This is a genomic window from Labrenzia sp. PHM005 (assembly GCF_006517275.1).
GTDB lineage: Bacteria > Pseudomonadota > Alphaproteobacteria > Rhizobiales > Stappiaceae > Roseibium.
In genome coordinates this window covers 2,198,203-2,224,270 of sequence record NZ_CP041191.1, presented here as the reverse complement: position 1 = coordinate 2,224,270, position 26,068 = coordinate 2,198,203, and the positions used below count along the sequence as shown (strand labels likewise).

21 protein-coding genes are annotated in these 26,068 nt (G+C 54.9%); 1 reads left to right on the top strand and 20 read right to left on the bottom strand.

The genetic code is table 11. The annotated features are described in order from the left end of the window. Positions 1-33: 33 nt before the first annotated feature. Positions 34-789: a GntR family transcriptional regulator gene (locus tag FJ695_RS10080; RefSeq protein ID WP_141185326.1), complete on the top strand. Its 756-nt coding sequence runs from the start codon at positions 34-36 to the stop codon at positions 787-789. A gap of 72 nt (positions 790-861) precedes the next feature. On the opposite strand, the gene FJ695_RS10075 is transcribed toward FJ695_RS10080, so the two are convergent. The 20 genes from FJ695_RS10075 to FJ695_RS09980 all read right to left on the bottom strand — a co-directional run bounded on the left by FJ695_RS10075 (position 862) and on the right by FJ695_RS09980 (position 25,730). Then, positions 862-2,499, bottom strand: a complete 1,638-nt coding sequence (locus FJ695_RS10075) for a dihydroxyacetone kinase subunit DhaK (RefSeq protein ID WP_141185325.1) — start codon at positions 2,497-2,499, stop codon at positions 862-864. Positions 2,500-2,510: 11 nt separating this feature from the next. Continuing rightward, positions 2,511-3,506, bottom strand: a complete 996-nt coding sequence (locus tag FJ695_RS10070) for an ABC transporter ATP-binding protein (protein WP_141185324.1) — start codon at positions 3,504-3,506, stop codon at positions 2,511-2,513. Further along, positions 3,499-4,596, bottom strand: a complete 1,098-nt coding sequence (locus FJ695_RS10065; protein WP_141185323.1) for an ABC transporter ATP-binding protein — start codon at positions 4,594-4,596, stop codon at positions 3,499-3,501. Before FJ695_RS10065 ends, FJ695_RS10070 begins: the two co-directional genes overlap by 8 nt. A 3-nt stretch (positions 4,597-4,599) precedes the next feature. Continuing rightward, positions 4,600-4,788 (bottom strand): hypothetical protein, encoded by a 189-nt coding sequence (locus FJ695_RS10060; protein ID WP_141185322.1) that lies wholly within the window; start codon positions 4,786-4,788, stop codon positions 4,600-4,602. Beyond that, positions 4,785-5,723, bottom strand: coding sequence for a carbohydrate ABC transporter permease (locus FJ695_RS10055; protein WP_141185321.1), 939 nt, complete (start codon positions 5,721-5,723; stop codon positions 4,785-4,787). The genes FJ695_RS10060 and FJ695_RS10055 overlap by 4 nt, the downstream gene beginning before the upstream one ends. Further along, positions 5,720-6,667 carry a carbohydrate ABC transporter permease gene (locus FJ695_RS10050; protein ID WP_141185320.1) on the bottom strand — a complete coding sequence of 316 codons (948 nt, stop codon included), beginning with the start codon at positions 6,665-6,667 and terminating at the stop codon, positions 5,720-5,722. The genes FJ695_RS10055 and FJ695_RS10050 overlap by 4 nt, the downstream gene beginning before the upstream one ends. Positions 6,668-6,783: 116 nt before the next feature. Further along, on the bottom strand, positions 6,784-8,106 hold the full coding sequence (locus FJ695_RS10045; RefSeq protein ID WP_141185319.1) for an ABC transporter substrate-binding protein: 1,323 nt from the start codon (positions 8,104-8,106) through the stop codon (positions 6,784-6,786). Positions 8,107-8,307: 201 nt separating this feature from the next. Then, complete coding sequence (locus FJ695_RS10040) at positions 8,308-9,336, bottom strand: LacI family DNA-binding transcriptional regulator (RefSeq protein WP_209010992.1); 1,029 nt, start codon at positions 9,334-9,336, stop codon at positions 8,308-8,310. 433 nt (positions 9,337-9,769) lie between these two features. Further along, positions 9,770-10,780 (bottom strand): zinc-binding alcohol dehydrogenase family protein, encoded by a 1,011-nt coding sequence (locus FJ695_RS10035; protein ID WP_141185317.1) that lies wholly within the window; start codon positions 10,778-10,780, stop codon positions 9,770-9,772. Positions 10,781-10,796: 16 nt separating this feature from the next. Further along, positions 10,797-12,305 (bottom strand): FGGY-family carbohydrate kinase, encoded by a 1,509-nt coding sequence (locus FJ695_RS10030; protein ID WP_141185316.1) that lies wholly within the window; start codon positions 12,303-12,305, stop codon positions 10,797-10,799. Beyond that, positions 12,298-13,140, bottom strand: coding sequence for a class I fructose-bisphosphate aldolase (locus FJ695_RS10025; RefSeq protein ID WP_141185315.1), 843 nt, complete (start codon positions 13,138-13,140; stop codon positions 12,298-12,300). The genes FJ695_RS10030 and FJ695_RS10025 overlap by 8 nt, the downstream gene beginning before the upstream one ends. Continuing rightward, positions 13,113-14,858 carry a glycerol-3-phosphate dehydrogenase/oxidase gene (locus tag FJ695_RS10020; protein WP_141185314.1) on the bottom strand — a complete coding sequence of 582 codons (1,746 nt, stop codon included), beginning with the start codon at positions 14,856-14,858 and terminating at the stop codon, positions 13,113-13,115. Before FJ695_RS10020 ends, FJ695_RS10025 begins: the two co-directional genes overlap by 28 nt. A 74-nt stretch (positions 14,859-14,932) precedes the next feature. Further along, the gene (locus tag FJ695_RS10015; RefSeq protein WP_141185313.1) at positions 14,933-15,928 is read right to left on the bottom strand and encodes an aldo/keto reductase; all 996 of its coding nucleotides are present in this window, start codon (positions 15,926-15,928) and stop codon (positions 14,933-14,935) included. After that, complete coding sequence (locus FJ695_RS10010) at positions 15,918-16,898, bottom strand: sugar-binding transcriptional regulator (protein WP_141185312.1); 981 nt, start codon at positions 16,896-16,898, stop codon at positions 15,918-15,920. The genes FJ695_RS10015 and FJ695_RS10010 overlap by 11 nt, the downstream gene beginning before the upstream one ends. A gap of 28 nt (positions 16,899-16,926) precedes the next feature. Continuing rightward, entirely contained in the window at positions 16,927-17,850 is a 924-nt protein-coding gene (locus FJ695_RS10005; protein ID WP_247653859.1) for an ABC transporter permease, read from the bottom strand. 91 nt (positions 17,851-17,941) lie between these two features. After that, positions 17,942-19,462 carry a sugar ABC transporter ATP-binding protein gene (locus FJ695_RS10000; protein ID WP_141185310.1) on the bottom strand — a complete coding sequence of 507 codons (1,521 nt, stop codon included), beginning with the start codon at positions 19,460-19,462 and terminating at the stop codon, positions 17,942-17,944. 112 nt (positions 19,463-19,574) lie between these two features. Next, positions 19,575-20,591, bottom strand: coding sequence for a substrate-binding domain-containing protein (locus FJ695_RS09995; protein WP_141185309.1), 1,017 nt, complete (start codon positions 20,589-20,591; stop codon positions 19,575-19,577). Positions 20,592-21,010: 419 nt separating this feature from the next. After that, on the bottom strand, positions 21,011-22,060 hold the full coding sequence (locus tag FJ695_RS09990) for a 2-oxoacid:ferredoxin oxidoreductase subunit beta (RefSeq protein WP_141185308.1): 1,050 nt from the start codon (positions 22,058-22,060) through the stop codon (positions 21,011-21,013). After that, a complete protein-coding gene (locus FJ695_RS09985; RefSeq protein WP_141185307.1) occupies positions 22,060-23,940 on the bottom strand; it encodes a 2-oxoacid:acceptor oxidoreductase subunit alpha in 1,881 nt (626 codons plus the stop codon). Before FJ695_RS09985 ends, FJ695_RS09990 begins: the two co-directional genes overlap by 1 nt. Further along, a complete protein-coding gene (locus FJ695_RS09980) occupies positions 23,937-25,730 on the bottom strand; it encodes an FAD-dependent oxidoreductase (protein ID WP_141185306.1) in 1,794 nt (597 codons plus the stop codon). The genes FJ695_RS09985 and FJ695_RS09980 overlap by 4 nt, the downstream gene beginning before the upstream one ends. Positions 25,731-26,068 lie beyond the last annotated feature (338 nt).

Genomic DNA, 26,068 nt, shown 5'->3' with positions numbered 1-26,068 from the left:
AGGCCTAGGAAAAAAGATATTGAAAATAATGCCTTGCTGCAGGAACCCTTTATAGTTCCAGACCGGATCCTGGCCGGGATTGACGACAACCAGCCACGCGCTCAGCAAATGTACAGCCTGATCCGCAGCTTGATCATCGAGATGGAACTCAACCCCGGCAGCCCAATTTCGGAAAAGGCCATCGGCGAAGCCATGTCGGTGTCACGCACTCCTCTGCGCGAGGCACTTTTAAAGCTTGCCGACGAAGGCTTTGTCACCATCGTGCCCAACATGGGCACGTTCGTATCGAAGATCGATCTAGCAACGGTTTTCGAAGGGCAATTCGTCCGGCGGGCCTTGGAATTGGAAACAACCCGGGTTGCCGCACTAAAGATGGACGCCGAATTTCTTCGCGAGCTCGACGTCAACATGTACCAGCAGCAGCGCTGCGCATCAGACATGGATGAAGCGGCTTTTTATCAAGCGGATGAGGAGTTTCACCGAATTATTAGCTCAATCGCGGCCTCAAAACGGGTCTGGAAAACCATTCATGTCGCCAAGGGCCAGCTGGACAGAGTACGCAGACTGGCGTTCCCCCTGCCTGATCATATGAAGGTCGTCTTGGAAGAACACACGGCGATTTATGAGGGATTGAAAAACAACGATCCGGCGGCAGCAGTCGCGGCGATGGAGATCCATCTTGCCCGGATTTTCATAACACTCCAGACCTTGTGCGAGAGCCGGCCCGAACTGTTTTCAGAAGATGCGGCCGATATGATTGCAGAACATGCCAAATTGCTGTCGCCTTAAGCGCGCATCAAACAAATATGTTTTGGCCAGCAGCACTGGTGCGCGCAGCTGGCCAATCTTTGACATGCCCCCTTAAGCAGAAAGCGCGTGCCTGGTGAGAATTTGCTCAAACAACAGCGCGACAGCTTCGGCTCCCGGGTCGTTGTGGCCTGACAGACTGCTCTCAGAGACATAACTAGCCCGCCCCGCTCTGGCACGGGTAATCCGGGAGGTTGCATCTGCCCCCTGGCGCGCGGCCGAAGCCGCCGCCTCCAAGCCATTATCAAGCGCATCCAAGGCCGGCAGAAGCGCATCGATCATTGTCCGATCGCCCGGACCAGCGCCGCCCACCTGCATGACCCTTTCAAGTCCCGCTTTCAAAGCCCCGATTGAATTCTGACCACTGGAGGACGCGTCTCCGGCAGCAGCGAAAAAGATCGCCAGAAGCACGCCGGACGATCCCCCCATAACCTGGCTCAATTCCAAGCCAATCGCCCGATAAAGCTGCGTTGTGTCGGCCAAAGGAAGCCTGGGAAGTGCTTCGATCAGCGCGCGGGCAGCGGCCGCCAATGTTGTCCCGGTGTCTCCATCCCCCGATTTTGCGTCCAGAGCATTCAGATCCGCCTCAGCGGCAATCAAGATGCTGCAACACCGTTCAATGAAATCTTGTGTCCTTTCATCCTGTGATGGCAGCGGCTGGATCGGTGAGAGCCCATCTGGAAGCGGCAGAACCGAAACCGCCCCGAGCGCCAGACACCCAGGCCAGGCCCACGGTGCCACGGGGGCCTGCAAGAGAGCTTCTTCCGTCTGGCTCACCGGCAACAAAGAAACCGAAAAGCCATGCATATCCAGGGACGTCATCAACGGAGCCGGACCGATCAGCCAGCGAATTTGCGGCCCAATACGCGAGTGGGTCAACTCTTCGGCCAAAACGGCCATCTCAAGGGGTGTTGTTCCACCCAAATTGTTCAATAGGGCGACATGAGGACCTGGTTGAAGTGACGTTTCGAGCCGATCGACAACCATCGCCATGGCTGTTTTGGCATTTGAAAATGCGACTTGCTCAACACCGGCTTCGCCGTGAATGCCAAGCCCCAGTTCTGCCTTGCCGGGTTCGATCCGGTCTTCCTTCGGTGAGCCCGGGACTGTACAGGTATCCAATGACATGCCAATTGACACAGCACCATCAATCACGCGTTCAGCAGCGTCGGTGACCGCCTGCAAACCGGCACCTTGATCGGCCAGGGCGCCAGCGATTTTGTGCACAAAGAGGGTCCCTGCAACACCGCGGGATTGCGGCAGGTCCGGCAACGCAATGTCATCGTCGACGATGACCATGTTGACCTTGAGGCCAAACGCACGGGCCCTTTCGACAGCAAGGCCAAAATTCAATCGATCACCGGTATAGTTCTTCACAATGACAAGGCAGCCGGCCTTGCCGGTTACGGCCAGAATACCGGCAAGAACCGCATCGACCGATGGCGAAGCAAACACTTCACCGCAGACAGCGGCCGTCAACATCCCCTGTCCGACAAAACCCGCATGGCTCGGCTCGTGGCCGGAACCGCCACCAGACACCAGCGCAACTTTGGATTTATCCCAGTCGGTGCGCACGACCACTTTGATATGCGGGTAGCCGTCGAGCCTGGCCAACCGCCCGCCACCTGTCCGAAGCGAGCCATCGATAGCTTCGGTGACCAGCGTTTCTTTTGTATTGATAAATTGTTTCATGACTGGTCTCCTCAGGCGACTCGCGCGCCCGCTGCGTCAAAATACAGAGCATTGTTGGGTTGAATAGCAAGGGTATCGCCGGGTTCCAGGCCGGTATGGACATCTGCCAGTGTCACGATGTCGTGACCCTCCAGAGATAGGTGTAATCGGGTTTGGTCGCCAAGGCGCTCTATGCGCGTGACCTGTGACTGCTTGCCCTCTCCTTGCCGGATATGTTCTGGCCGAAGTGCAATGGTCTTGGCACCAACTGGAGCACCGGAAAAGATGTCTGCAGGCAGCGCATTGATGCGCGGCAATCCAAGCCGTCCGGCAACGTATAGGTTCACCGGATTATCGTAAATTTCACGTGGGCTGCCGACTTGCACCAAACGCCCTTCATCCAGAACGCCGACATGTGTCGCCATCGTCATCGCTTCAATCTGGTCGTGTGTCACATAAAGAAACGTGGCCCCAAGGCTTGCATGAACGCGTTTTAGTTCAATGCGCAAGTCCGCCCGAAGTTTGGCATCAAGAGAACTGAGCGGTTCGTCCATCAAATAGATCGATGGATCCCGCACAAGCGCTCGCCCAATGGAGACCCGTTGCATTTCCCCGCCCGAAAGCGCGGTCGCCTTGTTGTCAAGTTTATGAGCAATCCGCAGAACTTCCGCAACTTCAGACACTTTGCGGACAACCTCATCCTCTGGTGTTTTGAGCATTGGAGACCGCAGCGGGAACGCTAGGTTATCCCGAACACTCATGTGCGGGTACAAAGAGTACTGCTGAAACACCATCGCGACATTGCGCTGTGCTGGCGTATCCCCAACGACAGAACGCCCGCCGATCAGAATGTCGCCTTGGTCCGGCTTCTCCAACCCAGCGATCAACCGCAAAGTCGTCGTCTTTCCCGCACCCGTTGGTCCCAGGAGAACCACAAAAGCACCGTCTGGAACCGTTAAGGTCACATCATCGACTGCATTGGTGGTGTCAAAGGTTTTTGAGATATTGCGAAGAGAGACATCAGCCATGGGACAGCACTCCTTCGTTTAAGTCTGATCGGATTGCCCGGCCGGATTGATTGTCGAACAGCGTCACGGTGGCACCATTAAACTCGAGCCCTACCCTGTCGCCGGTCCGGGCCGGTTGATTGGATGCGATGCGCGCTTTGACCTCACCATTGTGGGTGTTCAGAGTGACAATCTGGGTCGTTCCGAGATACTCGGTTGCAATCACCTCGCCCCGGTATCCGCCTGTATCGGAAAAGGAAATGTGCTCAGGCCGCACGCCATAGACGATGTCGCCATCAAACGGTTCGCGCAGTGCCGGTATGTTTAGTTTTTCATGGTGCATCTCAACTTCGGTTGCGCCGAAATCAAGACTGCCGTGAAACTTCAGGAAGTTCATGGACGGCGACCCAATGAACTCCGCGACAAACATGGTGGCCGGTTTATCGTAGATGTCCTGCGGCGTACCGAACTGCTCAACAACGCCGTGGTTCATCACGACGATTTTGTCGCCCATCTGCATCGCTTCCAGTTGATCATGAGTCACATAGACCGTCGTTGCGCCCATCCGGTCGTGAAGCGCCCGCAGTTCCTCCGACATATATTCGCGAAATTCCGCATCGAGTGCCCCAAGCGGTTCATCCATGAGAAAACACTTCGGATTTCGCACGATTGCACGCCCGAGCGCGACACGCTGGCGGTCGCCGCCCGATAGCCCGCCGACGGGTCTATTGAGGATGTTTTCAATCCCCAATGTCTTGGCAACTTCCGCGACTTTCTCGTTCACCTGCGCCCGCGGCATGCCTTGGCTGACCAGCGGGTAGCTGATGTTCTTGCGCACATTCAGGTGCGGATACAGAGCAAACATCTGAAACACAAAGGCGATGTCGCGTTGACTGGCAGGTTTTTGCCCGACTTCCTCTCCGCCGATGTAGATCTCGCCGGAAGTTGGAAGTTCTAGGCCGGCAATCATCCGAAGGGTTGTCGTCTTACCGCAGCCAGACGGCCCCAGCAGCATGAAGAATTCACCATCTTCAATCTTGAACGACGAGGATTGCACCGCCGTGAAAGACCCGAACTCTTTGCGCAGATTTTGAATTACGATTTCTGCCATCGGTCACTCCGGAAAATGGCTGACGACGATGAACATGACGGTGCCCACCAGCGTTACGATGAAGGAGTAGGTGAAGGCCCACATCACATGCGGCTGCATCAGCATGACAACACCGATTGCGATGAGAAGAGAGGCGATCAGCTCCCATGGGCCACGGCGCAGCCGCTGCAAATCTTTTATGAACTCGGTCATTTGCGGACTGCTCCAAATGTGATGCCGCGCAGAAGGTGTTTGCGCAGAAGGATGGTGAACACCATCACGGGCAGCAGGAAGATGGTTGCCCCGGCAGCCACAGCCGGCCAATCCTGCCCGCCGACACCAATGATGGTTGGAATGAAGGGTGGGGCCGTCTGTGCCGTGCCTGATGTCAGCAACACCGCAAAGGCATATTCGTTCCAGGCAAAGATCAGGCAGAATATGGCGGTTGATGCGATGCCCGTTGCCGCCTGTGGCAGAACCACTTTGTAGAAGGCCTGGAACCGGGTGTACCCGTCGATGAGCGCTGCCTCTTCATATTCGCGCGGTATTTCGTCAATAAACCCCTTCAGCAACCAAACGGAGAGAGAGAGGTTCACAGCCGTATAAAGCAGGATCATTCCGGCGTGCGTGTCGCTCAATCCAAGTGACCGGAACATCAGAAAAATCGGAATTGCGACAGCAATTGGTGGCATCATTCGTGTGGAGAGGATGAAGAACAGAAGATCATCCTTCAGCGGGACCCGAAAACGGGAAAACGCATAGGCCGCAAGTGTCCCCAGAAAGACCGACAGGAAGGTTGAGCCAAAACCGATGATGACGGAGTTTGCAAACCGCTCGCCATAGCGGGACGGCCCGGCAATCACCATGCCTTTGCCATGGACGATTTCTTCGACCCAATTGGTCGGTGGATTGGCGTCCAGAAACTCCTGTGTCTGACGGGTTTGGGTCGTGAAGAGATTGACGTAGCCTTCCAAAGACGGCTCAAAAACCACTTTCGGTGGATAGGCGATCGCATCGGCAGAGGACTTGAAGCCTGTTGCGACGATCCACAACAACGGCAGCATGGTGACAAGGGCATAGCCGATAACGAGTGATCCCGCGATCCACTTCTGCCCGTTAGACGGCTCAGTGACAGAATAGCTGCTCATCTTTCTTTCACCTTGTTGAGGGCTTTCACGTAGATCGAGGCCAGGCCAAATACAGTGACGAAGAGGATCACGGCGTAAGCTGATGAATACCCTGTCCGCCATTTTTCAAAGGCTTCCCGCTTCAGGTCGATTGACGTGAGCGTTGTGGTGTTGCCGGGTCCGCCTCCGGTGAGCTGAACCACCAAATCGAACATCTTGAAGTTCTCAATGCCGCGGAACAGAACTGCCAACATGAGGAACGGAAGCGCCATCGGAACCGTGATCGTCCAGAACTGCCGCCACGGGGACGCGCGGTCACACTCAGCTGCTTCATAAATCGTATCCGGGATCGATCTAAGGCCGGCAAGGCAGATCAGCATCACGAACGGCGTCCACATCCAGGTGTCGACGATCACGAGCGCCCAGGGTGCCAGATTGACATCTCCGATCATGGAAAAGGTAGTCGGATCCGCACCTGTAAAGAACGCCACGATGTTGTTAAATAGGCCAATCTGCGGCTGATAGAGCAAGGTCCAAAAATTGCCGACGACGGCTGGCGACAACATCATCGGCAATACGATGATTGTCGTCCAAAGATCATTTCCCTTGAATTTCCGATTGATCAGCCAGGCCAAGGCAAAACCGATCAAAACCTGAAAGAACAGCGTCCAGAACAGGAAGTGTGCGGTGGCCTGCATGGTCATCCAGACATCGCTGTCAGTCAGGATGCGCTCGTAGTTGCGCAGCCCCACCCATTTGACATCCGCATTCGGCCGGTTCGCCCGGAAGTTCGTGAAGCTCAGCCGGATGGTCCAAATGAGCGGAAAGATGTTCACCGCCAGCAAAAGGAAAATGGTGGGCGCAACAAAGAGCCAGGCGATGGTGCGGTCAGAGATCCCTCTTACTTGGCGCGCGAGTGTTGGAGGCGTTGCTTTGGCAACGCGGTCCATCGTTGTCTCAGTCATGAGACGCCTTTCCAAGAATTCTTGTGATGGAGGCGCGGGACTTCAGGTTAGGCAATCAGCCCCGCGCACCTTTATGCAAAGCCGCTCTGGAACCTGAGCGGCTGCGACTTATGCGCTTAGAGCTTGCCTTCGTCTTCGAAGACTTCGACCCAATCTTTGACCAAGCCGTCGAGCGCTTCCTGGGCGGTTCCTTGACCGGCAACCACATAGTTGTGGACGCGGTCCTGCATGGCGAGCAGCAGGGACGCATAGGCCGGCTCCGCCCAGAAGTCCTTCACGATCGCCATGGAATCGAGGAAAGTCTGAGCATAGGGCTGGCTGGTTGCAAATGAGGGATCCTCCACCACGGCCCGCAGCGCGGAATATCCGCCCAGTTCCCACCATTGTTTTTGGATCTCAGGCTGTGCAAACCACTTGATGTACTCCAGCGCCGCATCTTGATCTTCAGAGTAGGACACCACCGAAATGCCCTGCCCGCCGAGCTGTGCAAAATGCCCACCTGGCCCCGCCGGGTTCGGGAAATAGCCGGATTTATCGCCGCCGACATTCGGATCGGCATGAACCCCCGGCCAAATGAAGGCAAAGTTCATTTGCAGTGCAACCTGACCGGATTTGTAGGCATCAATGTTTTCAGACATGTACCAGTCAGACGATCCCGGTGCGGTACAGCAGTCATAGAGGGTCTTGTAGAACTCCAGCCCGGACGCTGCTTCCGGTGAGTTCACAAACCCCGCGAGTTCATATGGGTTTTCCGGATTTCCGTATTTGAACCCATAATTATAAAGGGCATTCGTAACGCCCATGGTGATCCCTTCAGAACCGCGCTCGGTATAGATCGCGGCGCCATAAACCTTGTTGCCGTCAATTTCACGGCCCTGAAAAAACTCAGCGATGTCTTTGAGTTCTTCCAGTGTTTTAGGAACAGTCAGCTCCCGCTCATATTTGGCGCTGAACTCGGCCTTGAGTTCCGGCCGCTCGAACCAGTCCTTCCGGTAGGTCCAGCCGACCACGTCTCCAAACGCCGGAAGCGCCCAATAGTTCGGCGTCCCCTTTGGCCATTCGGCATAACCGGTCACCGTTGCCGGAATGAAGTCGTCCATTGAAATGCCTTCGGCATCAAAGAAGTCATTCAACTTCACATAGTGGCCCGCTTCGGCACCCAGACCAATCCACTGACTGTCTCCGATCATCAGGTCACACAGCTTGCCGCCGGAGTTGAGCTCATTGAGCATCCGGTCGGCGAAATTCGGCCAGGGCACAAACTCGAAGCTCATGTTGTGGCCGGATTTTTTCTCAAAATCTTTTGACAATTCAATCAGCGCATTTGCCGGATCCCAGGACGCCCAGCAAAGCGTCAAATCGGCGGCCTGTGCCGGCGCAACAAAAGAGCTGCTTGCCGCAACAAGGGCAGACGCAGCGAGAAGTTTTGCAGATTTCATGGATCATCCTCCCAAAAAGACAGTGCATCGGCGCTCGCCGGGCAGAGGCACTCCTCCAAGTGCGTCACGAAGCTATTTGACATACGTCTGTCAAGTCAAGAACAAAACTGACATACGTCTTTCTTTTTGAGTTAAAACGAGCAGATACACCGCCTCTCCAACACCGAAAAACGCAGGACAGTTCAGATTAAGGCAATGATTTTAATAGAGGTTTTCACGCATTGTGATTTCAACGCGGATTTGCTCTTGGGCTTCCAGAATTTCGGCACCGTCGCACTTTGCCCGCAATACCCGAAGGGCGCTGCGCACAAGATGGCCAACATTTTGCGTGATAACAGCGTCAACTTCACCGTCAAGCAGCGCCTGGCGGGTGACCGCGGTCAGATCATGCGCAACAATGACCAGGCGGTTGTCATCGACACAGCCGCGCAACGCCTCAAGCATGACAGCGTTGCCAGATCCCATCGAATAGACCCCGACGATGTCCTGATAAGATGTAAAGGCAGCCTTGAGGGTTTGCTGGATCCTTTGAGGATCGTCATAGAACTCTATTGTTGGAAGCGCATGAATCTGCGGGAAATCGCGCATCAAAACTTCGTCCAAGCCAAACCGCCGTTCAATGCTGTCCCGAGACGTCATTGAATTGGTCACCACCAGGATCTTGCCGGTTTCATTTCGAAGAAAGCGCCCAAGCAAGGCTCCAGCAGTGCGGCCAGCCGAGAAGTTGTCTATGCCTACGAAGTGATCACACTGAGAATTGGGAAGGTCCGACACCAAAGCAACAACCCGGGCGCCCGCCTCCTTAAGGTGCGTGATCGCATCACGAACCTGCGGAGTTTCCGGCACCATCAGGGCCACTCCGTCCAGTTCTTCCGGCTTCAAGAAACTCAGCCGTGCTGCAACGGCATGCGGATCGCCTACATTGACAAAGAGCTTTTGAATGTCCGTCCGGTCCGCAAGCGGTGATCCGATAAGGCCATCTACCGCTGCATCGATCGTTTCAATGAAATGGTTCGGCCCTTCCGGCAGGATAAACAAGAACCGGTATCTCTTTTGCTTGGCCAGATTGGCAGCGTTGGTATCGCGCACATAACCAAGTTTTTGAACGGCAGCTTTTACCCGCTCTGCGTTCTTGGGACGGACATCTGTCCGGCCATTTAAAACCCGATCGACAGTCGACAAGCTCACGCCGGCTTCGCGCGCAATATCATGTACTGTTGGCCGTGCCATTCGATCCCCTTGAACCGGCAAAAACGGGCAGCATTCTGACATGCGTAAATCAAAATGATCAACGATTCGAAGCCCTCATTATTTTTCCTTAAATATCAAACAATTATCAAGGGGCTTTCCGATCCACACTTTGGCCTCACCGAAGTCAGTGGTCAGGAAAGGGATCAAAAAGGAGCTGGCAAGCTATTCGAAACCACAAATTGACTAATCCGTATTGTGGAACAATCAGCCTCTAATGCGCAGAACATGAAATACGCTGCGTCTACATTATTCTTGCATCTGCAATGGGTATTGCAAACAAATGTCGGCGCTATTATCCCGCTCGCCTTCTGCTCCGGGAGCTAGGGTCGTGTCCTTATCAACCTCGTTCAGAAGGTTCATGTCGGATGTCGGTTTTAGCCGCGATATTGCGCGGCCCTTTGCCGTTTCAAAGTCAGTATTTGACCACCAGCTTTCCAATCATCGCGCCCTTTTCGATGATCCTGTGCGCCTCACTTAATGTGGCGGCCGACAACCCGTTCAAAACACGAGTCTCCAAGGTGGAAATGACACCATCCTCCACCAGACGCGCCATCCGCGTGAGGATCAGGCCCTGCCGGCTCATGTCAGGTGTGCCATAGAGCGAACGTGTAAACATGAGCTCCCACATCAAGGCTGCTGACTTGCCTTGAAGAGCAGAAATGTCGAGCTTGTCAGGTGTTTCAACAATCGTCCCAATGCGCCCCTGGGGCGCGATCAACTCACACATCGCGTCCCAGTGCTGCGACGTGTCTGCGTATTGAGCAATGTGGTCCACGTATTCAAAACCAGTCGCGCGCGCGCTTGCAATCAGGTCACGATGATCCACGATCTCATGCGCCCCCATTTGCCGGCACCAATCAGCCGTTTCCGGACGGGAGGCCGTGGCAATCACCGCCGCACTAGTGAGTTTGCGGGCAAGTTGCGTTGTAATTGAACCGACCCCACCTGCCCCGCCAATGATCAAAAGGGAAAAAGGCTGTTCGTTGGATGGAACTTGCAAACGGGAAAACAGCATTTCCCAGGCGGTCAAGGAAACAAGAGGCAAGGATGCTGCTGCTTCCGCTGAAACCCCATAGGGCGCATGTGCCGCGATCCGATGGTCTACACATTGCAGCTCAGCATAAGATCCCGGGCGCGAAGCATCCCCGGCATACCAGACCCGGTCGCCATCTTTAAAACCGGCCACGCCGCTCCCGCAGGAGCGCACCCTTCCCACAGCATCGTATCCAAGCACAAAAGCAGTCTCGTGAGGTGCATCTGCAGCCGTCCGGATCCGGCGTTTTGCATCGGCCGGATTGATCGATATTGCTTCGATTTCGACAAGCAAATCGTTTTCGCCGACCAACGGGTCTGGAAGGTCGACATCCAGCAAGCTTTCCGGATGTTCAATAGGCAGGGAGTTGAAAAAACCAACAGCTTTCATGTCTCAAACGCCTTGATCAGTTGGAAGAAGCCCAAGTGCTCCAAAAGGCCTTCATGGCCTCCGTCAGGTTCAGGTAAGTTTGGTAACGCCGGTCGTAAAACGCCTTCATGGCAGTGTCCGGCTGGTAGGTTCTGCGGATATCAGTCATTGCCGAAACTGCGTCTTCATAAGACGCAAACAACCCGGTACCGACACCGGCACCGATCGCGGCTCCCAGTGCCCCTGTTTCGCGTGCATCAGCAACCGCGATGGGAACACCAAGGCAATCTGCAAACATTTGCGGCCAAACAGGGCTGCGTGCGCCGCCACCAGACAAGGTGGCTGCGTCAAACTGAACACCGGAAGACTGAAGCACCCCTATGTGCCGCCGGTGTTCAAACAGGACCCCTTCAAACAACGCCCTGAGCAAATGCCCTTCGCTATGCCATCCAGCAAGTCCGTAAAACCCGGCCCTGTAGTCCGCTCCTTGCCCTGATCCATAAAGAAATGGATGAAAATAGGGATCATCAGCCGCCGGTGTAGTTTCGGCTATGCGGTCGTTGCAATAGCCGAAGGGGTCATCGTGATGTTCGCCGCGTTCGATGAACTCGCGCACATACCATTCCAGATTGGCTGCCGACGTTGCGCTTGCTTCAATGTTCACAAACCGGCCCGGCGCAAAACCGGAAGCCATGAACATCGACCGGTCGACAACCGGCGCATCGGAAAACACCTGATTGATGCTCCAAGTCCCTGCAATGATCGATGCCTCACCGGGATTGACCACGCCGGAGCCGATGGCACTTGCAACGACATCGAAGTAACCGCCGATCACGGGCGTGCCGGCCACAAGTCCTGTCAATTCAGCCGCGACTTCTGAAATCCGCCCGGCAACATCCGTTGGCCGGATAAGGCGGGGCAACAACTGACGCGCATCTGAAAGGCCATAGAGGGATAGCAAGTCCTCGTCGTAGACGCATTCCGGCATCCGTGTCAGACCGCAGCCGGACATGTCCGAGATATCGCTCACACGCTCGCCGGTCAGCTTGAACGTCATGAAATCCTTGCATAAAAGCAACGTTCCGGCCTTTTGATAAAGATCCGGCCGGTTGGCTTTGATCCAGGCAAGCAGCACGGGCGTTTGGGATGGCCAGGGTTCTTGAAGACATAGGGCATGGAGCGCTGCGCCATTGGCCGTCCTCAGCTCTTCAGCATGGCCCGCAGCTCTCGTATCTAAAGACTGAATCCCGACAAGTGGCTCGTCTTGCCGATCCAGCAGATAAAGGCCATTGCCGTGCCCCGCGCAGCCAATCGCGGCGATCTGAGATGGTTTGATGTTTGCGTTTTCAATGCAGCCCTTGATAGCTTGCTGCGCATTGTCCCAAAGTTCGTTCAGATCACGTTCCACATGCCCCGGCTGCGGAGTGCTGGACTGTCCGTCCAGAGCGTGCATGGCAATTTGCCGGCCATGAAGGTCGAAGAGCACAGCCTTGATAACGGTGTTTCCCGCATCAAGGCCCAGCACATATGTGTTCTCATCAACCACGGCTGTAGATATCCCAGGCTTCGTCACCATCTGCACCATGATGGATCATGGCCATAAGAGCCGAAACTACCGCCCGCGGATTGTCGTGCTGATAGATGTTCCGGCCGTAGACCATGCCCTTGGCACCCTGTTGCATCAGTGCGGCCGACTTGTTGAGGACCGTTCTCAGATCCTCTTTGCCGCCGCCGCGCACCAGTACGGGCACCCGGGCAGCTTCGATCACACGATGAAAATCTTCAGGGTTTTCGGTGGGATCCGCCTTAATAATGTCTGCTCCCATTTCACTTGCCAGCCGGACCAGTGTGACAATCTTTTCCGCATTGCCGTCAACCTGATATCCACCACGCACCTCATTCGGCAGCATGACCAAGGGCTCGATCATCAGCGGCATGCCATATTTGTGGCAAGCGGCTCGCACGCGGGAGATGTTGTCGACACACTGACGGAACAGTTCGGGCTCGTCCGGCAGCATGAACAGGTTCACCACAACACATGCTGCATCCATTTCAAGGGCACCGATGATCGGCTCATCCGAGTTTTGCAGCATCGACCACATCACCCGGTGGCGCTGATCATTGTAGGGGTTGCCCATATCGATCCGCATGACCAAGGCCGGTTTGTCCTTTTCCGGGCGGTTTTGCAGTAGATCGGCCTGACCATATGCCATCTGAATGGCATCGGGTTTCGCATCAACCAAAGTATCGACAACACCGGCCATATCTTCCAGGCCAACCATGAAACTCGGTTCGTTGCACACGCCGTGATCAATCGCCACATCCAGGCAACCGCCATGCGTGAACATCCGGTTCATGCGGGCTTTCGTGCTAACTCGCATTCTTCACTCCAATTTTGATTACGGAATTCCAGCGTTTTCTTGGAAACGCCGTGATAGTCACCAAGTTCTTCAATGAGATCCGAACGCTGCCGTTCGGCTTCCTGTGGGGAAAGACTTCGCTCCTGGCGCAGCAAGGCTGTCAGCTGATCGATGATGTCCAGAGAAACGCTACCGTCGATTGCTAGCGACGTGCGGCGGAGAACAAGATCAGAGACTGTTTCGACAAACTCGTTTCGGATCAGGTAAATCACTTCATTCTTCGTCAGGGCACATCCGGGGATCAGCTGGTCGTTTCCCTGAGAAAAGCAGAATTTCTGAAGTTCAACCGCCGCCGCACCGTAAGTCCGAACCAGATGCCGTGCCCGGTCGAACTGGACAGCAAAGTCATTTATCAGGTCTATCTCAAACCGATTGGTATCCTTCGGGAAAGCCTGTCCGCCGCCAATTGGAAGACCAAGCGTATTTGTCTGCCTTGGGCGTCCAAATTCCGCCAAAACTTCGTCTGCGGTCTGCTCGGCAAAGGCCCGGAATGTCGTCCACTTGCCACCCACCATGCACAGCTGAGGAACTGGGCCTTCAAGCCGTTTGGTGAAATGCCCCCGGGAAATCCGGCCGGTATAATCATGGTCGCTTTTAGGAAGCGGGCGGATGCCCGCATAGCTGAAGACAATTTGGTCAACCCGGACAGCAATTCCCGGAAAGACGAGACGCAAGGACTCTAGGATATAGTCTCTTTCATCATCCTCGCAGCGAACTCTGGCTGCGGATTTCACCCGGATATCGGTCGAACCGGCCAGTACCTTCCCGAGATAAGGAAACACGATACAGACCCGGCCGTCGGCATTTTCAAAATAGACCATGTGCCCGTCGAGAGCGTCTGCCAGGTCATCATTGTCGATTATGAGATGAGAACCTTTGGTCCCTGACACCAGCCGCTCCCGCTTCGTCTCGCCGCTGATCTGTCTGATCGTCTCATCCAGCCAGGCTCCGGTGGCGTTGACTACGAGACGTGCCGAGACGTTCACCGCTTCACCGGTCCGGAGGTTTTGGACATCAAATCCACCGCTCTGACGAGCGCCAACCTCTACATAGTTCAAGGCCACACAGTTCGGCGCCTGTTCCTGCACATCGGAAATCAACTCAATTCCAAGACGTTCCGGATGGCTGATCCAGGCATCGTGATAGACCGCCGAAAACCTCAGATCCGGTATCAACTTCGGCCATCGGGCACGCGTTGCTTTTTTGCCCTGAAACATATGTTTGGGCAGCAAACGCTGTGAGCGTGTCACCCAATCGTAAAGCATCAGACCAAGTTTGATCGGCAAAGCTCCGCGGCTCGACGGTTGACCGGATAAACCAAAAAAACTCGCCGCAGAATTCAAGAGCCCCGAAAACACCGATTTGATTGGAATGACCGTCGGGAGCGGATGAACCAAATGCGGTGCATTTTTGAGCAAAGCATCCCGTTCGCGCAGAGACTCCCTAACCAAGTCAAACTCGCCGTTTTCAAGATACCGCAAGCCACCATGGATCATGCGCGATGGAGCGGCACTGCAGCCGGAACAAAAATCATTCCGCTCAACGAGAAGAACGCGCAGTCCCTGGAGCGCTAGTTCTCTGTAAACGCCAATACCATTGATGCCGCCACCGACGACTATGACATCGAACGCGCTGCCGCTGCGCAGGCTGCCCCAGTTTTCTTGCCGTTGATCGGACATAGATCTCCCGTTCGCCGAAAAGAGTTCCGGCGTTCCTTACTGCTAGATTTTGTTGTGCACCTGGTGTGGTTGGATCAGGCGGCGAGTTGGGTCAAATGCGTTTGTGCTGCGGCGCTGATGGCATCCAGATCTGATTGTGACAAACGAAGCCTACCCGCTTTGGCGTTTTCTACTGCCTGGCCGGGGTCGCGGGCTCCGCATAATGAAAAAGTGATACCCGGTTGCTGCAAGGTCCAGGCAATCACGACTTGGGCCTTGCTGGCCTCATGCGCCTCGGCAATTGGCGAGATGGTTTCCATCAAGAGAGCCACCTTCTGACGGTTTTCTATCGAGAAACGAGGATTGTCTTTGCGCTGATCGTCCCCACTGAAAGTGCGGTCTGGTCCGATTTTTCCGGTCAAAAGCCCAAGTGCCAACGACGAGTAACTCAGAACCGAAACGCCTTTGTCCAGGCACGTCGGAACGTGGGTCGTTTCAATATCCCGTTTCACCATGCTGTATTCTTCTTGAACAGCATCAAGCTGACCGGCTTGGATATAGGCATTCAGGTCATCAACTGATGTGTTGCTTGCTCCGATGGAGCGGATCTTGCCCTGGGACTTGAGCAACTCAAGGGCTTCCATAGTCTCGTCAATCAGGGTGGTCGAGTCCTGCCAATGCGTGATGTAATGATCGATGTAATCAGTTCCGAGACGCTTCAGACTTTGTTCAATCTCATAGACGATGGCGTCCTTGCCAAGATACCGGTGCACCGGCTTACCGTCATAGTCGAAGAAATGACTTCCCTTCTGGGTATGCCAGACCAAGCCGCATTTTGTCGCGAGGACCACCTTGTCGCGGCGTCCCACCAAAGCCTTGCCGACGATTTCTTCTGCCAGCCCCTGACCATAAGCAGGCGCAGTGTCGATTAGCGTGACACCTTCGTCGATCGATGCGCGGATGGCGTCAACAGACCGGTTTTCGTCAGTCCCGCCCCACATCCAGCCACCGATGGCCCATGTCCCCAGGCCGACAGCAGACGCCTCAATGCCCGAGTGACCGATTGTTCGTGTCAGCATGTCATGCAACATTTTGAGCACCTTCCGTTGCCGCCAGAACTTCGCTGGCAGTGTCTTCGTCCAAAATAAGTGAGTCCATGTGATGGCCGTTCAGGATTGCCCGGATCGGCATCACCTTCTCAGCGCCTGATGCCACCCCGATCACCCGTTTGCATTGCCGCAATTCCTCCGGCTTCAAAGCAACAAGCCGTGAGTTCAAAGCGTAGTCGGCAACGGTTCCGTCCGGACGCATTAAATGCGCGAGAAACTCGGCCGTGATCCCGGTGCCCACCAGCATCTTGCGGTCACTTTCCGGCATGGGATGCAGATCGTAATAACTGGAGCCCGGTGTCTGGATCGAGCCAACTCCGACCAACGCAACGTTCGCCTGCCGGGCCGTTTCGAAAGCCTGTTTGATAGATGCCACGTCCATCAGCATGTCCCGCTGTTCCCGGCTCTCGGCGAAGAGGGGTGCATGAACAAGAATGGCCTCGCCGCCAAGCCGGTCAGCCAATTGTGTCGCCAGATGATTAACGTCCGTGTAGAACTTCCCCTGGACCCCGCCGGTTAGCGGAACGACGGTAACGTCAAACTTGCGATCGGTCTCTATGTTCTGGACGACGGCACTCACCGCCTTACCGCCAGATATTGCGATCACATCCCCATCCCGGATGGTCTCGATGAGATGATTGGCGGCAGCGAGCCCAACCTGTTTCAAGGTCGTGTCCGGACTGCCTGGAACCGCTGACGTCACAAGCGCCCGGTTCAAGGGAACTTGCTCTTCAAGAAGCGCTTCAAGATCGGTCAGCCGCTGGAACGGATTTTCGATATCGATCTTCACCATGCCCATCTTCCGGCCTTGCGTGATCAGCCGGTTGACCTTGGATGTCGACAAGTTGAGCGTTTCAGCAATTTCAGATTGTTTCCTGCCTTCCAGGAAATGCAGCACCAAAACAGTGTGCATCTGACGCATCAGCTCTATGTCGTTTTTCTTGTCTGCCATCAGGAAACCCTTTTTCTTCAAGGCCGTATCAGGCGCGTTTTTTGACAAGGTAATGGTCGATGGATACCGCTGCGAGCAGGATCGATCCGCGAATAATGTCCTGCCAGTAGACCGAGACATCCAGGAGCGCGAGTGAACTGGAGACCACCGATAGAAGGACAGCGCCCAGGATCGCACCAAAAATCGTGCCCGATCCGCCTGAGAGACTGGCGCCGCCAATGACAGCTGCCGCAATGACGTTCAGTTCCATGCCGATGCCGAAAGTCGGCTGGGCTGATCCAAAACGTGCCATGTAGATGATCCCGGCAAAGCCGCACAGTGCTGAACACAATGTCGTCGTCAGGAACACCACTTTCTTGGTCCGGATCCCGGAGTAAGCCGCGGCCTTCTCGTTGCTGCCGGTATAAAACACCTTCCGGAACATGGTTGTCCGGCGCAGCATGAAATCGAAGGCTACAACCACGACGATGAACAGAATGATGACAACCGGGATCGGACCAATCGAGCCTTGGCCGATGAATTTGAACTCCGGCGGCAAGGTGTAAAGGCCCAGCGGACGGCCGCCCGTTCCCAACAGACATGCACCCCGGGCGATCACCATCACCCCAAGCGAAACAATGAAATGATGCAACCCAATCCGCGTGGTGAAAAAACCCATGAATGCGCCGATTGCAGTACAGGCCGCGATCGAGATCGCCGAGGCCACCCAAGGGTCAACGCCGTTCAAGAACAGCCAGCCCGCAATCACCATGGCCAGCGCCGTGACAGATCCCACCGACAGGTCAATGCCGCCCGAAATCAACAAAATGGTCATTCCGACGACAACTATGCCTTCCACGGCGAATGCCATGACCATCGCGCGCATGTTCACCCAGGTCAAAAAGTAGGGTGATGCAAAGGACATCACGATAAACAACAACAGGATGATCGCGATCAGGCCGGTTTCGCGCATGCGTAGAATACGGCGGATGAACGAGGCTTCCGCCTTCTTAGTGTCCGGTGTGTCGGTCAGGGAGACTGCGTCTTCCATTTTAATCCCACCCTTAGTGTATCGTTGCCTCGGCATCGCCGACCGATGCGAGGTGCATGATGTTTTCTTCTGTCATTTGATCGCCGGTAACTTCACCGCTGATCCGTCCCTCCCGAACGACCAGAACCCGGTCGCATACGCCGATCAGTTCGGGCAGCTCCGACGAGATCACGACGATCCCAACACCGCTGCGCGCCAGATTGCGCAAGATGCGGTGGATCTCAGCCTTGGCCCCGACGTCAACACCGCGGGTCGGCTCATCAAGAAAGATGAGCTTCGGATTGACCGACAGCATCTTGGCAATCGCAACTTTTTGCTGGTTGCCACCAGATAGCGAAGAAACGGGATCAGACAGCGTTCCACATTTCAGATTGAGCCGATCGCCCAGATCTTGGGCCTGCTCTTCTTCTTTATGTTTCTGGATCAATCCAAATCCACTCGCCACCTGTTCCGGCTTAAGGGCCGAAATGTTGGAGGCGATCGACATATCGAGAAAGACGCCATCGCCTTTCCGGTCTTCCGAAAGATAGACAATTCCTTCAGATATGCTGTCGCGATAACAGGTCAGGTCGAGTGTCTTGCCGTTGAGGACGACTTCACCCGTGACCTCCCCCTCCAGCTTACAGATGCCCTTGACGATCTCGCTGCGCCCGGCGCCGATCAGGCCGGCAATGCCGAGGATTTCGCCCTTCTCAAGTTGAAAGGACACATCCTGGAACCGCGTCCGCTCATTTAGGTGCCGAACGTCGAGAATGATCTCGCCAGACTTTTCGGTATCCGTCTGTTTTTTCGGATAAAGGTCATCAATAACCCGGCCGACCATGGCATTGACCACGTCACTCGGCTGGATATCGGCAACATTCTGTGTGGTGATGTAGCTGCCGTCCCGATAGACGGAAACCCGGTCGCAGTTGTCGAATATTTCGACCATGCGATGCGAGATGTAGATGATGGAAATACCCTGATCTGCAAGCCGCCGCATGATCTTAAACAGGATCTGAGCTTCTTTTTCCGTCAATGCGGCCGTCGGTTCGTCCAGGATCAGGATCCGGCAGTCCAATGTCAGCGCCTTTGCGATCTCAACCAGCTGCTGATGGGAGATCGACAGGTTGCGTACAAGGGTTGCCGGGTTGATGTCGCTCAGCTGACCAAGAACAGCAGCAGCTTTCTTTTCAAGCGCTGCATAATCCATCAGGAACGAACGGCTGACATTGGTGGTTGCCATGAAAATATTTTCAGCAACCGAGACATCCGGACAGAGCGCGATCTCCTGATGAACAAAACCAATTCCCAGCTTCTGCGCCACAGCCGGTGATCCGATTTTCACGCGCGCGCCGTCAAAGATGATGTCGCCATCATCGGGTTGCAGGATGCCGTCGATCACATTCATCAGCGTGGATTTCCCGGCACCGTTTTCACCAGCAATCGCGTGGATCTCGCCTTTGCGGAGTTCGAAATCAACGCCCCTAAGTGCACGGATCGGTCCGAACGATTTGCTCAAGTTTGAGATTTTCAGGATCACGTCATCGCGCATGACTGAAACACTCTGCTAAACGAAGGTATTTTTTTGGGAAAGTGGGTTGTCTATCCGCCACTTGTTGACAGACAACCCAGGAGTTTGGGGCGCACTAAGCCCCGGACCAGGATCAGCTCGGATCGCGGCCTTCCATGTATGTGTTCAGGTCAAAACTGTCGGCATTGTCCTTGGTAATGACAGCGAACCCATTATCGACATAGGGGATCTGAACCGGATTGTAGCCGGAGACCTTGTAGTCGTTGAAGGGATCGAACACATCAGAGTGCGAGGCCAGGAAAGTTGCCATAAAGCCCATGAAACCTTGCATGCCCTGGTTCGGGTTCAAGGCCATGTGGATGTTGCCCGCCTTAATGTGTTCCAACGTGGTCGGTGTCACATCAGCGTGCATGATCAGGACTTTGGCTTCCGCTTCCAGAACCGCAGCCACAGCCCCTTCTGCGGACCCGGCTTCAGGGATCCACAAAGCGCCGAGGTTCGGGTTCGCCTGAAGGATTGAACCGGTCGCACGGTAAGCCGCGTTGCTGTCCTGGTTCGTTGCCTGACGGCCAACCAGTTTCATGTTCGGGTAGTTGTCTTCCATATAGGAAATCAGCGCAGTCACCCGAAGATCGTGATTGGACTGGCCCGGATTTTCCAAAACGGCATATTCCGCGCTGTCGCCGATCTGCTTGACAATTTCCTCAGCAGCGAATTTGGCTTCAGCCAGATTGTCGGACGTGATGTAGGCCGTGCGGTTGGATTTCGGAGAGTCAGCCGCAAATGTGACGATTTGCGTTCCGCTGTCGATCGCCCGGTTGATCGGCTCGATGAACGGATCGGATTGCATTGGGTGAACCAGAATACCGGCCGGTTGTTTCACCATATCCTGTTCAAAGGACGCGATTTGCTTGGTTATGTCGTAGTCCGGTGTACCTGAAAAGATTGTCTCGCAGCCAAAGGCTTCGGCCGCCTGCTTGAACCCCTGATAGACAGGCACCCAGTATGGATGACCAGAGACCATAACATTCATGATGTAGGTCTCACCCGGCTCGCATTTCAGTCCGTTTGCAGTCGCTGGTGTTGCAGACAATACGGCCGTCGACAGCGCTGCAGACACCAGTAAAGCCTTCAATTTCAAAGCGCCCATAGTTTCCTCCCTAGAGCAACTCCTCCTCATCTTGCAGTACAGCTTTTCAAACCCAAAGCAGCATTGCAAGAAATTTCATGAACCGGTTTTTATCCCGGACAAGGAATTGATAAGGCGCACGTCAAACGATGGTCAACAGGATTTGGTATTTATTTCTATTAGTGAAATTTATTTCACGCACAGATACAACGCCGCGCTTAACCTAAGGGAGATCAGAGAAATCTATCCATTTGTAATATTTGAGGAATTCGAACGGATATCGGTCAGAATTTTCAATTCACGGTCAAACCATAAACGCAGTTCGAAAACGGGCTTACGGTCTGTCTGCTCGACCAACTCGGCAAAAAGAAAGAGGCAGTTTCCTCCCCCTTCTCAAATTTCGGCGATAGTGTAGCGCTCCGTTTCCGGCAAATTGCCAGTTACCGTAGCCCTTCATTGATACTATTGAGAACGCGGCTACCGGGGCAAAGCTCATCCGTGCTCAAACTGTTCAACGGTTTGTCGGCGAGTGCCAGAGTGTGATTGAGGTCCTGCGCATTCGGGTCGAGGTAGAAAAGTCCGGTCAGGACTTTCCCATTGCGATTGGCCTCCTGGAGTGCCATCAGCGCGTCGTCCCGGCTGTCGGCTTTGTATTTGCTGCTGGCCTTGTGCAATTGGATGTTCGAGCCGTCGTGCAGTGTCACCGTCTGGCTTGATCCTTCTTTGTATTGGGTTCGGATCTCTTCACGCATGGGTACAAAATCAACCGGCATCGCATCCAGGTTCTCACGGGTTGCGGCATAACTTTTAGTCGACCCGGCATTGTTGGCAAAGGTCACACAGGGCGACACAACGTCAATAAACGCAAAGCCTCTATGGGCCATTGCCGCGCGGATCAACGGCTCCAGCTGCTCCTTGTCACCGGAAAAACTGCGCCCCACGAAACTGGCGCCTTGCAACACAGCGAGACTGGCCAGATCAATGCCTTCAAACGGATTTTCGCCGCCGTATTTGCCGATCGATCCGAGATCCGAGGTGGCACTGGTCTGGCCCTTGGTCAGGCCATAACAGCCGTTGTTGGCCACAATATAAGTCATATTCACATTGCGCCGGATCAGGTGGACGAATTGGCCCATCCCGATCGACGCCGTGTCACCGTCGCCTGAAACGCCAAGATAAATAAGGTCCCGATTGGCGACGCTCGCCCCTGTGGCAACAGACGGCATGCGTCCGTGCACGGAATTGAATCCGTGGCTGCGCCCCAGAAAGTAGGTGGGCATCTTCGACGAACAACCGATACCGGACAGTTTCGCGATGCGGTGCGGGGGAATGGCCGAGAGATAACAGGCGTTGCGGACGGCAGCGGAAATGCTGTCATGTCCACACCCCGCGCAAAGCGTTGAGACCGCGCCGTCATAATCGGCAACCGTGTAGCCCAGCTCGTTTTTGGGCAGTTTCGGGTGTTGAAATTTCGGCTTATAGTAAGACATCAGGCGGTCTCCGGATGCAGCTTGACAACGTCGGCGCTGGCGACATTCAGCGCTTTTCGGATTTGGCCGGCAATCGTGCGGGCTGTGATCGGTGTCCCGGAGTAGTTGAGAACCGATGTCAATTTGTCTGGTGCGATATGGCACTCATTCATGATCAGCTGGCGCATTTGACCATCGCGGTTTTGCTCGATCACAAAAACGATATCGTGCTCATGCACGAATGCATCGAGGTCTTTATGAAACGGGAAAGCCCGGATGCGCATGACATCAATGGGGTAGCCTTCACTCGCAAGGATTTCGACTGCTTCATAGGACGGTGACGCCGAAGTGCCAAAGAACAGAGCACCGAGTTTCTTCTTGGTCTTCGGTTTCTTCACCGGAATTGGATCGTGAACCTTGGGTGCGGGAACATAGGTTTTGGCGGTCTCGAATTTGCGGACCAGCCTGTCCACATTCTTGACGTAGTCTTCGCCCTTTTCGGAATAGATCGCCATGTCATTCTTTGACGACCCCCGGGTGAAGAAGGCGCCCTTGTCCGGATGCGTCCCTGGCAGCGTCCGGTAACAAATGCCATCGCCATCGACATCAAGATAACGGCCCCAGACCTCCGCCTCGTCCAAAGCAGCGGCGTCCAGAACCTTGCCGCGCTTCATCTCGTAGCTGTCGTCCCATTCAAGTGGCGGCGACATCCAGTCGTTCATGCCAAGATCAAGGTCTGACATGACAATGACCGGGGTTTGCAGCTGCTCGGCCAGATCAAAGGCCTGCACTGTCATTTCAAAACATTCCTGCGGCGTCGCCGGGAACAAAAGAATGTGTTTCGTGTCGCCGTGGCTGGCGTAAGCAGCAGCAAGAATGTCCGATTGCTGGCTTCGCGTCGGCATGCCGGTCGATGGCCCGGATCGTTGTACGTCGATCAAGACAACCGGTACTTCCGCAAAATATGCCAGCCCCAAAAACTCACTCATTAAGGAAAGGCCCGGGCCAGATGTGGCGGTGAATGCCCGCGCGCCATTCCAGCTAGCACCAACGACAATCCCCATAGCCGCAAGTTCATCTTCCGCCTGCAAGATCGCGAAATTTCGTTTGCCCGTTCCGGCATCGATCCGCATGCGTTCAGCGTATTTTGCAAAGGCGTCGACCACGGATGTCGACGGAGTGATCGGATACCAAGCCGCGACGGTGGCCCCGCCATAGATGGCACCAAGGGCAGCCGCCGTATTGCCGTTCATCAAAATGTGCTGGCTTTCACGGATATGCGGTGCATCGCTAACCCCCCGCTCCAGCCGGATCGGCAACGGACAGGTGAAATTCTCCTGGGCAAACTGATAGCCCATCTCAAGCGCATGTACGTTCGGGGAGACAAGCTTTTCCTTGCCCTTGAACTGGTCATGCAGCAGATCCTTTAAGATCTTAAAATCGACATCCAGCAGTGCCGCAAGTGCGCCGACATAGACCACGTTCTTTAAGAGCTGCTGCAACCGCGCAACTTCGAATTCGCGCATGCACATGGCCGTCAGCGGAATACCGAAATAGCTGATGTCGTCCCGCTTAAGATGCGGAGCCAATGGCCGGGTGGAATCGTAGACGAAGTACCCACCGGGCTCGACGCTGGCAACATCGTCTTCCATCGTTTGCGGGTTCACGCAGAGCATAAGGTCTACACCGCCGCGCCGGCCGAGATACCCCTTGGAGCTCACCCGCACCTCATACCAGGTCGGCAGGCCCTGAATGTTCGATGGAAAGATGTTACGCGGGCTTACCGGAATGCCCATCCGAAAAATCGCTTTTGCGAACATATGGTTGGCAGATGCCGATCCTGTGCCATTCACATTGGCGAATTTCACCACAAAATCGTTGACGCCTTTGATCTGTTTCATTTGAAGTCCACCAGGTTGGGCGCCGCTTTTGCCATGTTGTAGAAGAACATCTGCATGTCCCAGGCCGCCGTTGGGCAGCGTTCCGCGCACAAACCGCAGTGCAGGCAAACATCCTCATCTTTGACCAGCACTCGCCCTGTAGGCAGCGTGCCTGAGACAAACAGGTCCTGATCTGTGTTCTCGGCTGGAACCAGAAGCTTGTTCCGCAGTTCCCCTTCCGGAGCGTTTTGCGTGAAAGTTATGCAGCTTGTCGGGCATACATCCGTGCACGCATCGCACTCGATGCAATTGACATCTGTAAAGACCGTTTGCGCATCACAATTCAGGCAGCGTTCCGCTTCAATAAAGGCAGTTTCAGGATCAAAGCCCAGTTCGACCTCAACCAACCTGTCGCTCAGGGACTTTTTGAGATCCTCCAGCGGGACGGTCTTGCGTTCGTCGGTGATGGGAATGGAATCGTAACTCCATTCGTGGATGCCCATCTTCTGACCCACCAAGGTGACATTCGGCGGCGGCCGTTTGGAAAGATCCTTTCCTTGGCAGTAAAGGTCGATAGACACCGCCGCTTTGTGACCGTGCGCAACGGCCGTGATGATGTTCGAGGGGCCAAAGGCCGAATCCCCGCCAAAAAACACTTCCTTGCGGGTGGATTGGAACGTCTCGTCATCGTTGATGATCGGTGTTCCCCAGCTAGTGAACCGGATGCCCGTTTCCTTTTCGATCCAGGGGAATGCGTTTTCCTGGCCAATCGCAATCAGCACATCATCGCAAGGGAAAAACTCCGGCTCCTCACCGGTCGGCACCAGCTCACGTTTTCCATCATCACTGTAGACCGCTTCGACCTTGTCGAACGTCATGCCGACAAGTTTGCCATCTTCGATTACAAACTCACGCGGAACGTGATTGTCGATGATCGGAATACCTTCGTGAACGGCGTCTTCTTTCTCCCAAGGCGATGCTTTCATATCCGCAAACGGGCTGCGAACGATGACCTTCACGTCTTCCCCGCCCAGCCGGCGCGACGTCCGGCAACAGTCCATGGCGGTGTTCCCGCCACCGAGCACAATGACGCGCTTGCCAATTTGCTTGGTGTGTTCAAAAGCGACATTGGCCAGCCAGTTAATTCCGATATGGATATTTGCATCAGCTTCTTTGCGGCCGGGCAGCTTGGGCAGATCACGCCCACGCGGCGCTCCGGACCCAACGAAGATCGCGTCATATCCCTTGGTCAGCATCTCCGCCATGCTGTCAACATAGGTGTTGAAAACGGTCTTGATGCCCATATCGAGAACATAACCGATCTCTTCGTCGAGCACGCTTTCCGGCAATCGGAACGAAGGGATCTGGCTGCGCATGAAGCCGCCGCCTTTGGCCTGTTCGTCGTAGAGATGCAGCTCGTAGCCAAGTGGAGCCAAATCGCGGGCCACAGTTAGCGACGCAGGTCCCCCGCCAATCAGCGCGATCTTTTTGCCATTGGGCGGACCTGCTTTTGGAAGCATACTAGCAACTTCGTCTTTGAAGTCCGCCGCTACCCGCTTCAAACGGCAGATCGCAACGGGCTCTTCTTCAACGCGACCGCGCCGGCATGCAGGTTCACAAGGCCGGTCACAGGTACGGCCCAGCACACCAGGAAAGACATTGCTTTCCCAATTGATCAGATAGGCGTCTGTATACTTTTGCTGGGCTATTAGGCGGATATAGGCTGGCACGGGCGTATGCGCCGGGCAGGCATATTGGCAGTCGACGACTTTGTGGAAGTATTCCGGGTTCGTCGTATCGGTGGCTTGCACGTCCAGTTCCCCTCCCATCAGGTCCAACGTAGCTGGCTCAGAGAAATTTAAACGCCTTGCAAACGCCTCTGTAAAGATGGCATTGCTTTTTCAGGCAAATTTTCTGACTTTCGAGGTCTTGGAAACACCAAGGCTGGCACATGAGAAGCTGTTTCAGCCAGCGCAGTGTAGTGGGAGCAGTGTAGTGGGAAATGTTCCTCTCATCCCTTCCACTCACCGATTGTCCGGTCGTATGATCCGACTGATACGGGATCCCGCACCTTTTTGGCGGGACAGATGAAAGGTCAGAGACATCGAACCCTCCAGTGAGACATCCACCCCGCCGCGAAAGTCCGCCC

What these genes read in the sequence shown, in the direction of transcription:
- FJ695_RS10050 (WP_141185320.1), bottom strand. Translation starts at nt 6,667, where the DNA reads ATGACTGAGACAACGATGGACCGCGTTGCCAAAGCAACGCCTCCAACA.
- FJ695_RS10035 (WP_141185317.1), bottom strand. Translation starts at nt 10,780, where the DNA reads ATGAAAGCTGTTGGTTTTTTCAACTCCCTGCCTATTGAACATCCGGAA.
- FJ695_RS10040 (WP_209010992.1), bottom strand. Translation starts at nt 9,336, where the DNA reads ATGGCACGGCCAACAGTACATGATATTGCGCGCGAAGCCGGCGTGAGC.
- FJ695_RS09995 (WP_141185309.1), bottom strand. Translation starts at nt 20,591, where the DNA reads ATGGGCGCTTTGAAATTGAAGGCTTTACTGGTGTCTGCAGCGCTGTCG.
- FJ695_RS10010 (WP_141185312.1), bottom strand. Translation starts at nt 16,898, where the DNA reads ATGGCAGACAAGAAAAACGACATAGAGCTGATGCGTCAGATGCACACT.
- FJ695_RS10025 (WP_141185315.1), bottom strand. Translation starts at nt 13,140, where the DNA reads ATGCGAGTTAGCACGAAAGCCCGCATGAACCGGATGTTCACGCATGGC.
- FJ695_RS10015 (WP_141185313.1), bottom strand. Translation starts at nt 15,928, where the DNA reads ATGTTGCATGACATGCTGACACGAACAATCGGTCACTCGGGCATTGAG.
- FJ695_RS10000 (WP_141185310.1), bottom strand. Translation starts at nt 19,462, where the DNA reads ATGCGCGATGACGTGATCCTGAAAATCTCAAACTTGAGCAAATCGTTC.
- FJ695_RS10020 (WP_141185314.1), bottom strand. Translation starts at nt 14,858, where the DNA reads ATGTCCGATCAACGGCAAGAAAACTGGGGCAGCCTGCGCAGCGGCAGC.
- FJ695_RS10045 (WP_141185319.1), bottom strand. Translation starts at nt 8,106, where the DNA reads ATGAAATCTGCAAAACTTCTCGCTGCGTCTGCCCTTGTTGCGGCAAGC.
- FJ695_RS10075 (WP_141185325.1), bottom strand. Translation starts at nt 2,499, where the DNA reads ATGAAACAATTTATCAATACAAAAGAAACGCTGGTCACCGAAGCTATC.
- FJ695_RS10070 (WP_141185324.1), bottom strand. Translation starts at nt 3,506, where the DNA reads ATGGCTGATGTCTCTCTTCGCAATATCTCAAAAACCTTTGACACCACC.
- FJ695_RS10060 (WP_141185322.1), bottom strand. Translation starts at nt 4,788, where the DNA reads ATGACCGAGTTCATAAAAGATTTGCAGCGGCTGCGCCGTGGCCCATGG.
- FJ695_RS09990 (WP_141185308.1), bottom strand. Translation starts at nt 22,060, where the DNA reads ATGTCTTACTATAAGCCGAAATTTCAACACCCGAAACTGCCCAAAAAC.
- FJ695_RS10055 (WP_141185321.1), bottom strand. Translation starts at nt 5,723, where the DNA reads ATGAGCAGCTATTCTGTCACTGAGCCGTCTAACGGGCAGAAGTGGATC.
- FJ695_RS10005 (WP_247653859.1), bottom strand. Translation starts at nt 17,850, where the DNA reads ATGCGCGAAACCGGCCTGATCGCGATCATCCTGTTGTTGTTTATCGTG.
- FJ695_RS10065 (WP_141185323.1), bottom strand. Translation starts at nt 4,596, where the DNA reads ATGGCAGAAATCGTAATTCAAAATCTGCGCAAAGAGTTCGGGTCTTTC.
- FJ695_RS09985 (WP_141185307.1), bottom strand. Translation starts at nt 23,940, where the DNA reads ATGAAACAGATCAAAGGCGTCAACGATTTTGTGGTGAAATTCGCCAAT.